Origin of the sequence: Moorena sp. SIO4E2 (genome assembly GCF_010671945.1) — a bacterium.
In the GTDB taxonomy this organism is placed as follows: Bacteria; Cyanobacteriota; Cyanobacteriia; order Cyanobacteriales; family Coleofasciculaceae; genus Moorena; species Moorena producens.
Genome location: NZ_JAAHIE010000037.1, coordinates 20,198 through 29,996, shown reverse-complemented (window position 1 = coordinate 29,996; position 9,799 = coordinate 20,198). Strand labels below are relative to the sequence as shown.

Here is a 9,799-nt window from a genome sequence, read left to right as displayed (position 1 = left end):
TAGGCACTGCCCACCCTACGATTAATCACTGTTTGACTGAGTTCATGTAGGGTGGGCAGTGCAGCAGACAGATCATCAAGCTTGCAAACCGCGTTGGTAGGCACTGCCCACCCTACGATTAATCACAATGGTGCTCAGGGTCAGTGATAACATTTAGTAATGTAAAGGAAAATTAACTTAATTTAAACGGATACTGTGAAATCCAATCTATCACTGCCCCATCACAATACCTTCAAAGGGTCCCAGTTACCGACTATCGTGACCGATAGCTTCACGGTTTTGTGGGGGGACTGGCTAAAGTTACGGGTGCGAGTCACGCAAGTCGTTGCTAGTGGGCTAATCTCCCCACTGATCTACATATTGGCATTTGGTCTCGGTCTAGGGAGTACCTTAGATCGGACAATGGTTCCCCCAGTTGGTGAATCCTATTTAGAATTTATTCTGCCAGGAATGGTGGCGCTGTCGTCTATGACCATTAGCTTTGCTGGCACCACCTTTTCCATTTGCGGTGATCGGCTATACACGAAAACCTTTGAGGAAACCTTGTTGATGCCAGTCCATCCCTTAGCCTTGCATGTCGGCAAAATGATGGCGGGGATTTTGCGGGGATTAATGACATCTGCTTCAGTAATTTTGGTAGCAGTGCTGTTTACTGGGAAAGTATGGAGTTTTCTCAATCCCTTATTTTTCTTGTTGCTAGTGCTTAATTGTGCTGTGTTTGCCGGTTTAGGGGTGATAGTGGGATTGAATGTCAAATCCTTGGAAATGGTTGGTCTTTTCAACAACTTCTTAATTGTGCCGATGTCCTTCCTAGGTGGGACGTTTTTTGACCCAGCTACCTTACCTACAGCCCTAAAAGTTATTGTCTATCTATTGCCTCTAAGTTATACCAGCACTGGACTCCGGGCTGCTGCTTACTTACCTGTGTCTGAGTTTCCCTGGTATGCGATACCGATTCTGCTGGGGTTTGCGATCGCACTTTCTCTATTTGGTGCTCACCAATTTGCTCACCAGCAAGACTGATTAGGCACACTTACACGCTTACAGTAGGTATTAAGCGTTAACGACTAACCACTATTAACCTAAGACCTAACACCTGAAGAACGGGATGAGTGTAATGGTAATGTGACCGTAAAGGCTGTACCAACTCCCACTTCACTCTCTACACAAATCTCACCACCGTGGAGGTTAACACATTTTTTGACAATTGCTAATCCTAGTCCGGTACCAGAGATAGTACCAACATTACTACTGCGCTGAAAAGCCTCAAATAACCGTTCTTGGTCTTCTGGGGGGATGCCAATTCCGGAATCTTGGATCCGGAACATGGTACTATGATCACTCATGATCAGATCAAATTGGATATCACCCCCATCCGGTGAATACTTAATCCCATTGGAGAGCAAATTAGACAGAATTTGCCGCAATAGTTTTTCATCTAGATCAGCTTTTTCAAACCAACCCTGATTAATACAGCAGGAGGTTTCCTTTGAATTATTTGTACAGTTAAAGTTAATAGTCAACCCAGTATTAGCTGTTAGTTTAAATTCTTCGACAATTTCCTTACAGAAGGCTACCACATCTATAGGTAATGGTTTGAATTCCAATTTTCCTGCCTCAGCTTTACTGAATAGCAGTACATCACTCACTAACTTAGTCAGATGTTGAACCGTGGTTTGAATCCGCTGAAAATGACGTCGCTTTTTTTCGGAAGACCATTTATGACTATAATGTTCTAGTAATTCTGTCGAAGAGAGGATGGTGGCTAGTGGGGTGCGATATTCATGAGAAACGACAGAAACAATCCGAGATTTGAGGTCATTGAGTTCTTTTTCTTTATTCAACGCCTGACGAAGTTCTTCTTCCAAGCACTTCCGACTGGCAATTTCCCGTTGCAGGTACTGATTTTTTTGCCTTAATTCATCAGTTTGTTCCGCAACGCGATGCTCTAATTCTTCATTGAGTCGTTGCAATTGCTCCTCACTTTGTCGAAGCTGCTTCATAGTATTGGCTCGCTCAATAGCATAGCGAATGGTGCGGATCAGCAATTCACTATCAATTTTGCCCTTGACTAAATAATCTTGTGCTCCTTTTCGTAAAGCTTCTAGGGCGGTCACTCTATCATTAAGACCCGTTAACACCACAATGGGTAAATCCGGTACTACCTCGTGGGTTTTTGTGACTGTAATCAATCCCTGTTTATCCGGTAACGATAGGTCTAACAAGATTATATCAAAATGATGTTTACTGAGAGAATCAATAGCATCTTGTAACTTTTCTACCTGCACCAGTGACCACTGAATCTCTTGGGCATCAGTTAAAATGATTTGGAGAAGATCCGCATCAGCTGGGTTATCTTCTACTAGGAGTATTTTCAGGGAATTGGTGTCCATATTTATTGATATGATGGCAGTCTAACAAGGTCTAACCAAAATTCTTCAATCTGCTTCACCATCGACAGAAAATTTTCCCAATCAATGGGTTTACAAATGTAGCAGTTAGCTTTTAGCCTGTAAGTATTGATAATATCTTGCTGAGAGTCAGATGTGGTTAATATAATAATTGGTATCGTACTTATCTGGGGGTCTTCCTTGATTTCTTGGAGAACCTCGCGACCATCTTTTTTAGGTAAATTCAGATCCAGAAAAATTAAATGTGGACGTGGGGCTTCCTGATATTTTCCCTGCTGACGGAGGAATGCGATCGCTTTAGCACCATCATCAACCCAATGAAAGTTACTAGATAGGTTGCTATCACATAATGCCTCTAAAATGAGTTCGGCATCACTCGACGAATCTTCTACCAGCAGAATATCAATTGGTTGAGTATTTGTGATAATATTCATGATGCCAGTTCCTGAAATTTCTAGATAATGTTTAAATCCTGGTGATGCTGTGGTATTGAGAAGTAAAATGTTGTGCCTACTCCTAGCTCTGACTCTACCCAAATTTTTCCGCCATGACGCTCTACAATCTTCTTACAAACTGCTAGACCAATGCCTGTGCCGGGATACTCACGGCGGGTATGCAAGCGCTGGAAAATAGTGAAGATGCGCTCAAAGTATTCAGGCTCAATACCAATACCATTATCACGAACTGAAAAGATAAATTCTTTAGCCTTCAGTTCCGCTGAAATATGGACTCTGGGTAGCTCTTGGCTGCGAAACTTAATGGCATTACCGATCAGATTTTGCAGAAGTTGACTCAGTTGTATATCATCCCCCATAACTACAGGTAAGGAGTCATGGGTAACTATGGCATCGCTCTCGATAATCGCTACATTTAAATTGTCTAAAACCCGATTCAGTACTACCTCACAGTCAGTAGCTGCTAATTCTTTACCATGGGTTCCCACCCGAGAAAAACTCAGCAGATCTTGGATTAACTGCTGCATGTTAGTAGCGCCATCTACGATGTAATGAATATACTTATCTGCTTGAGCATCCAGGTTACTCTGGTATTTTTTAGCTAAGAGTTGGGTGTAGCTACTAATGGCTCGCAGTGGTTCTTGTAAATCATGGGAAGCCACGTAAGCAAACTGTTCTAACTCACGATTAGATTGGGATAAATCTTGATTAAGTCGTTTGAGGGCCTCTTGAGCTTCTTTACGCTCTGTAATCACCTCAGTACTCATAATGATACCGCTAATTTTCCCAGCAATGTCAACCCAAGGACCGATTTCCCACTTGAGCCACTGTTGTTCACCATTAGCGCGAATAAACAAATCTTCTTCACACTCTGCTGAATAACCCTCTAAGCACCGTTGGTGTATTTTCTTCCAACCCTCAGGAGTTTCTGGAAATACCTCGTAGTAGCTTTTGCCAATGATGTTGTCATCAGATATGTTGTACTCTGAGTACCAGTTGCGACTAACAAACTGGTACCTCATCTGCTGATCGAACATGGCAATAGCTGCGGGTACATATTCCAAAAATCGGTTAAGCAGCTCTAGGTTGTTGCCTAATTCCGACTCAACCTGGCGTCGCTCTCTGATTTCAGCTTTTAAGACTTGATTAGCTGCTGCTAGTTGCTTTGTCCGTTCTAATATTCGTTGTTCTAACTCTTCATAGGCTTGGGTGAGGACATCATCCTCTAGCTTGCGCTTCGTGATATCCTGTACCACGGACACCACTCCGATGATGGTGCCATCAGATTCAATTAAGGGAGCATTGTGCCACTGGCAAAATATACTACTGCCATCTTGTGGATGGTAGTTTTCGGTAATGCAGTTGCTATACTGAAAATTCAAACAGTCTTGCAGAACTCGCTGGAACTGCTCTACGGAAGATTGCGGCTTGATCAATTGATGGGCACGATGTCCAAAGGCTTCCATCTTGGAATAGCCAAAAATTTTCTCGGCTACATGGTTCCACTGCATCACTTCACCATCCAGGCTCCACTCAATGAAACCAAGAGGAGTTTGCTCTACCAAGAGGGACAAGGTTTGTTGGGATCTCAGTAGTTCTTCTACGGTTTGCTTACGTTCAGCAATTTCCTTTTCCAGAGCTGTGTTAGTCGCTTCTAGTGGAGCTCGACTGGAGAATGCTAAGACTTTTGGCATCACTACTACTAGTGCGATCGCGCTAGAAAGAGAAAGTATGGCACTAGTCCCTTTGACTAAACCAGAGAGCCAATAATCGGGATGCCAAATTCTCCAGACCTCCAGCAAGTGACTGTTGCCACAGAACAAAACCCAGGCACTAAATAGTAATAAAATCTTGAGTAATGGCAGATCTTGGTTTTGAGACCAACAATAGATCAGCAACAGCAGAATAGAGTAATAGGATAGGGCAATTAGCAAATCCGATCCAGCATGAAGTCCAACTAATTCAGGCTTCCAGACATAGCAATGCTCCTGGGATAGATAATGACCGGAGAACATGTCTTGTAAGGTTTTGAGCATATGCCGTTGGTCAATTGGGCAAGAATTTCCAGCAGCACCGACGGTAACAGCAATGGTCAGATTAACCAGCTTGGTTTCGTACCAAGTAGCAGATCTCCCACTTATCCGTTGGAGTTAATTCCCTTTTGAAGTGGAACTGGGTATCAAGAAGGTAATCACCTCCGAGGACACTAAGACACACTTAGTTCTTATATTGTTAACGTTTTGACCACCGACTGTAAATCTGTGAAATTACGGAATTTTAACTTGCCCCATAACTCTTTGCCCAGAGAACTTTAAATCCCAATTTAGGAATTAGATAGCTCGATTTCTCTTTCTATTCCAAGATTGCAGCATCACCTGCCAGCATACCTGGCTGAAATAGAGAGTGATGTTCATAATACCCAATAACCGAGTGGCATCTTCTAGCATGGCTCGGGTTCCTTTTCCTGACAAATGGGAGAAGTCCACCAAACCAGATATGACAAATAAAATTGCCGCAATCATCAGGAGTATATATGGTGTAGCTCGAATTATCCTCCAAAAAGCTAATCCATAGAGGATGGCACCTATGCCATACATAAAATACACCGGCGCTTTGGAAATCCCTTGTTTTGCTAGTATTAAATTAATCCTGAAGACATCATCAATTAATAATATTCCAATGCCAAGGGCAGAGTATAAAAGAAATCGATTTATTTTTTGATTGGGCTGGATTTTGTTCAGCAATAACCAGCACCATAAACAAATGGTTACTACTACGCACCACATTAATTCAGACACAGCTGATAAAGTGCCGATGTAGGGGCGATTGAGAAGAAAAGGATCATCAAAAAGTCCTACGACTATATAACCCCTGTCCTGAATCTTGACATAGATACTTAAAACTAAAAATAGTATAATAACTAAGCTGTTATACCAAAGAATATAATTATCGTGGCGCAGCTGTTTTATAAGGATTTTCAGCATCGAGGTGAAACAGGTAAATAAGCAATTGTTTGTTGGGCTATATACTTAAGCTAACACAGGAGCTAATGGTAATCGGTCATTGCTCGGTAGTAGTGAGGAAAAATTACTGATTACTAATTTACCATTAAGGTAAATTTAATATAAAGCCCTGGTTGAAGCTGTTAGCCTTGTTTTCTTCTGTTAAATTAGTCTTGGCTTTTGCTTGTAAATCCGCAATTTTTTCTAAAAACTATCTGATTTCAATCTGGGTGAGGTACCTCGTCCTAGGTTAATTGGAGTCGGGAGTCGGGAGCGGTGCGACCCGTGGCGAATTTAATTCGCCAACGGAAAGCGCACCGAGGGAGTCGGGAGTCGGGTCGAAAATTATACCCATATCACCATCTGACCATCTGACCCATCTATCTTTTACGAGAAGAAAACAGCTCTACCTCTGTTCCCCTGAAGCTTTGTCTGTTCCAATTCTTAAGGAGGGTGTGATTCCATCTAGCCCTAAGCCATGAAAATGATTTAAACTGCTGTGGATGTGATTATAGATTTCAGTGATTGCCTATGCTCTATACTCAAGAGTACATTAGGGAAACTGAAGCAACCCGCGTGCGGGTACTCAGTGAAGCACTACCCTACATCCAAAAGTTTGCTGGTCGCACAGTCGTGGTTAAGTATGGTGGTGCGGCAATGAAAGACAGCAATCTCAAAGAACAGGTGATCCGGGATATTGTATTCTTAGCTTGTGTAGGTGTACGACCAGTCGTTATCCACGGTGGTGGTCCGGAAATCAATAGCTGGCTGGGGAAATTAGGGATTGAGCCACAATTTAAGAATGGTCTGCGGGTGACCGATGCTGCCACGATGGATGTAGTGGAAATGGTGCTGGTGGGTCGGGTGAATAAAGAGTTGGTCTCTGGGATTAACTACGCCGGTGGTAATGCTGTTGGGCTGTGTGGCAAAGATGGTAACTTATTCGTAGCACGCCCAGAAGGTCAAGAGGGTATTGGCTTTGTTGGGGAAGTGAGCACTGTGGATGTGCGGCTAGTAGAGTCTTTGGTCAATAGTGGCTACATTCCAGTAGTGTCTAGCGTGGCGGCTGATGATACTGGCCAAGCTTACAATATCAACGCTGACACGGTGGCTGGTGCGATCGCAGCTGCTTTAGAAGCAGAAAAGCTGATCTTGCTGACTGATACCGCTGGGATTTTGAAGGATCCATTAGACCCATCTAGCCTGATTCCTCAGCTAGATATTCAACAATCACGGCAGTTGATTGAGAGTGGGGTAGTGTCTGGTGGGATGATTCCTAAAGTGAACTGCTGCGTGCGATCGCTTGCTCAAGGGGTACGTGCGGCTCATATTATTGATGGTCGCATTCCCCATGCCCTGCTCCTGGAAATCTTCACCGATGAAGGAATCGGTTCGATGATTGTCGGATCAGCATTTACCAACTAAGCACAAATGGCCAATGGCAACTAAGAAATTGTTAATTGAAAATTAAAATTAACAATTAACAATAATTAATTATTAACAATTAATAATTAAAGAATGACTAATGGCTAATGAAAAATTTTCCCTAGAGTACCAGTCAGGAAAAGCTGCATTTGAACGAGGAGAGTATCGTGCTTCTATAGAGCATTTGACCACAGCCAGGAATTTGGTAAATCTATCCTCTGGGCTCGGGGGAGAGGTGCAAATGTGGTTGGTGATGGCTTATGAGGCAGCTGGGCAAAAAGCGGAAGCGATCGCACTATGTCAACAGCTGACTAGCCATCCTGACCTAGAAACCTCCAAAGAAGGCAAAAATTTACTCTATATTCTGCAAGCTCCTCAGCTTACTAGACCAGCAGAATGGATGACCAACATTCCTGACTTAGGTGCGATCACAGAAAGTGACGACCGGGAGAGTTATGTGAATTATAGGTCTTTTAGCGGACGCAAGCAGCCTAGCCTAGGCTTGGTACCAGAACCCCTAGATCCTGCTGAGATTAACACTAAGGATAATCAATTCGTCTGGCTAGCTGTTGGTTTGGTGAGTTTAACCCTGGGTGGATTGATTTGGTTTGGGCTTTGATATGACTAGCTAGCAGAGACTGTTTTTTTAACTTTGCTTAAATCCAAGGGTTGGGTGGGTCGCACCGCGTCGCAAAAAGCGCGGGTCGCACCGCTCCCGATTCCCGATTCCCGATTCCCGATTCCCGTTCCCCTCCTGGGAGGGGTTAGGGGTGGGTTCCGATTCCCGATTCCCGATTCCCTGCTCCCTGCTCCCTGCTCCCTAGAAAAATGTACCTCACCGAATTAAAAACTGCTATAGTCAGTTGATTAACTATCTGGGGCGGTTTTTTTATCCATCGCTTTGCTAGAAAAAAGACCTTTCTTGCTGATACTTCTCCAATACATTACTATACCTGTAATTAACATAAAAAGTAATCCTAAACCATTTAAAAGTACATAAATTGGCCTCAGTTGATCACCAAGGAATCTTCCTTCGTGAATCACCATTAAAAAGTGGGCTTGATCTTTGGAAAGCCCAAACCAGCTTCTCCCTAATCGATAGGCTATCCCGGTGATTGCTGTGATCATGAAAGGCAGTAAGATGATTGGAGCTAAGGTACTATGCAGTTTACGTAAAGTAGGCTGATTCATAGGATTTCGGCTGGTTTTTGATATTCTATAACATGATTACAGCATGTTATGGTATCAGTTTTGGGTTATGTATGTAACAAATCGACCTATTGTTTAAGAAATCCCTAAGGACACTAAGAAAAAAAGGAGAAGGGTTGGTGAAGTTAAATTTTGTGAGTTTAAGGCAGTTGGTTAGTGGAACTCTGGGGCATTTACGGGTTCTGGGGGTGATTGTGCTGGCATCAGTGCTACTGTCTGGTTGTGTCAAATATGATCTTGGGGTCAGGTTTGACGGTGAACACCATGGCAAGATTGTCCAGCAGATCAAGCTTGGAGAACAGCTGACAAAGTTGAGCGATGCTGAAGCGACTGAATGGCTCAGAAGTCTCGAAAGTCGGGCAAAGCAGCTTCAGGGGAAAACTCAGCGCCTCTCAGACCGAGAAATTGCGATCGCAATTCCCTTTAACAACGGTAAGGAATTAGTATCCAAGTTTGAGCAGTTTTTTAACCCAGTTGGTCACCCAGAAGATGCCCGATTAGCACCAGAGAGTGATAGTAACCCCAGTTTTAACTCTAATTTACGCCTAGATCAAAACAACTTTCTGGTGGTGCAACGAAATCACTTAAGCTATGACCTGGATTTGCGCAGCCTAGGGGTAATCAACTCTGATAATGGCAAGATTGTGGTTACTGCTGGTTCACTGTTCGATTTGCAGTTTAGCCTAGAGACCCCTTGGGGAGCACACAGTATTGAGAAATCCCCCAATGTCATTAGCCCCAAAATTTATGATGATGGACATCAGCTAGTTTGGACACTGCAACCTGGTCAAATTAACCATATCGAAGTGGCATTTTGGCTACCCAGTTTCCTAGGTATTGGTATGATTATTATCATACTGGTGGTATTAGGTGGTTTCTACATAAAATACAAGTCTTTCCCCTGGGAAAGAACTGAAACTAATCAACCAGCAATACCATCAAAGGTGATGTAGTTTAAACCAGTTAGAGTTATACCAGTTAGAGAAACCAGTAATAGCTATTGGTTTCTTAACCACTAAGTTAATCAACATTAACTGGTAAGCATTCAGCCGTTAGCTGTCAGCCGTGAGCCTTTGGCTCACGCTACGCGAACAGCCTAATGCTTAAAATAAACCTCGAACCAAAAAATTTAACAGTTCGAGATTTTATCAAATTGAAAGTCTGGGTAAAAGCCCATCTAAGCATTCAGCAGTCAACCATTGGCCTTTGGCAAAGTGTGCCCATAAGCACATCAAGTAGCGTGCCCATAGCCCATAAGCTGATACGCGACACGCTGATAGCTGAATGCTTACGTTAA

General features: G+C 43.1%; 10 protein-coding genes. 5 read left to right on the top strand and 5 right to left on the bottom strand.

Annotation, left to right across the window (positions count from 1 at the left end):
* The first annotated feature begins 195 nt into the window (after positions 1-195).
* On the top strand, positions 196-1,023 hold the full coding sequence (locus F6K37_RS07210) for an ABC transporter permease (RefSeq protein ID WP_287249193.1): 828 nt from the start codon (positions 196-198) through the stop codon (positions 1,021-1,023).
* A gap of 59 nt (positions 1,024-1,082) precedes the next feature.
* Here the strand turns inward: F6K37_RS07210 and F6K37_RS07205 are convergent, their stop codons facing one another.
* The 4 genes from F6K37_RS07205 to F6K37_RS07190 form a co-directional block, all read right to left on the bottom strand.
* Positions 1,083-2,393 (bottom strand): hybrid sensor histidine kinase/response regulator, encoded by a 1,311-nt coding sequence (locus F6K37_RS07205; RefSeq protein WP_287249190.1) that lies wholly within the window; start codon positions 2,391-2,393, stop codon positions 1,083-1,085.
* A gap of 2 nt (positions 2,394-2,395) precedes the next feature.
* Entirely contained in the window at positions 2,396-2,845 is a 450-nt protein-coding gene (locus F6K37_RS07200) for a response regulator (RefSeq protein WP_008181452.1), read from the bottom strand.
* 20 nt (positions 2,846-2,865) lie between these two features.
* Positions 2,866-4,902, bottom strand: a complete 2,037-nt coding sequence (locus F6K37_RS07195; protein WP_008181453.1) for a PAS domain-containing sensor histidine kinase — start codon at positions 4,900-4,902, stop codon at positions 2,866-2,868.
* Between the two features lie 294 nt (positions 4,903-5,196).
* Positions 5,197-5,850, bottom strand: a complete 654-nt coding sequence (locus F6K37_RS07190) for a DUF8692 domain-containing protein (protein WP_008181455.1) — start codon at positions 5,848-5,850, stop codon at positions 5,197-5,199.
* Positions 5,851-6,399: 549 nt separating this feature from the next.
* On the opposite strand from F6K37_RS07190, the gene argB reads away from it, so the two are divergent.
* The 3 genes from argB to F6K37_RS07175 all read left to right on the top strand — a co-directional run bounded on the left by argB (position 6,400) and on the right by F6K37_RS07175 (position 8,140).
* Positions 6,400-7,293 (top strand): acetylglutamate kinase, encoded by an 894-nt coding sequence (argB, locus tag F6K37_RS07185; RefSeq protein ID WP_071104335.1) that lies wholly within the window; start codon positions 6,400-6,402, stop codon positions 7,291-7,293.
* 100 nt (positions 7,294-7,393) lie between these two features.
* Positions 7,394-7,912 (top strand): hypothetical protein, encoded by a 519-nt coding sequence (locus F6K37_RS07180; protein ID WP_008181458.1) that lies wholly within the window; start codon positions 7,394-7,396, stop codon positions 7,910-7,912.
* A gap of 33 nt (positions 7,913-7,945) precedes the next feature.
* Entirely contained in the window at positions 7,946-8,140 is a 195-nt protein-coding gene (locus tag F6K37_RS07175) for a hypothetical protein (RefSeq protein WP_154659714.1), read from the top strand.
* Between the two features lie 20 nt (positions 8,141-8,160).
* Here the strand turns inward: F6K37_RS07175 and F6K37_RS07170 are convergent, their stop codons facing one another.
* Positions 8,161-8,484, bottom strand: coding sequence for a PepSY domain-containing protein (locus F6K37_RS07170; protein ID WP_008181460.1), 324 nt, complete (start codon positions 8,482-8,484; stop codon positions 8,161-8,163).
* A gap of 137 nt (positions 8,485-8,621) precedes the next feature.
* Between F6K37_RS07170 and F6K37_RS07165 the strand changes: the two genes are divergently transcribed.
* Positions 8,622-9,455, top strand: a complete 834-nt coding sequence (locus F6K37_RS07165; RefSeq protein WP_008181465.1) for a DUF3153 domain-containing protein — start codon at positions 8,622-8,624, stop codon at positions 9,453-9,455.
* Positions 9,456-9,799 lie beyond the last annotated feature (344 nt).

Coding starts and splice junctions, on each gene's coding strand:
- F6K37_RS07205 (WP_287249190.1), bottom strand. CDS start 2,393: ATGGACACCAATTCCCTGAAAATACTCCTAGTAGAAGATAACCCAGCT.
- F6K37_RS07195 (WP_008181453.1), bottom strand. CDS start 4,902: ATGCTCAAAACCTTACAAGACATGTTCTCCGGTCATTATCTATCCCAG.
- argB (WP_071104335.1), top strand. CDS start 6,400: ATGCTCTATACTCAAGAGTACATTAGGGAAACTGAAGCAACCCGCGTG.
- F6K37_RS07170 (WP_008181460.1), bottom strand. CDS start 8,484: ATGAATCAGCCTACTTTACGTAAACTGCATAGTACCTTAGCTCCAATC.
- F6K37_RS07190 (WP_008181455.1), bottom strand. CDS start 5,850: ATGCTGAAAATCCTTATAAAACAGCTGCGCCACGATAATTATATTCTT.
- F6K37_RS07180 (WP_008181458.1), top strand. CDS start 7,394: ATGGCTAATGAAAAATTTTCCCTAGAGTACCAGTCAGGAAAAGCTGCA.
- F6K37_RS07200 (WP_008181452.1), bottom strand. CDS start 2,845: ATGAATATTATCACAAATACTCAACCAATTGATATTCTGCTGGTAGAA.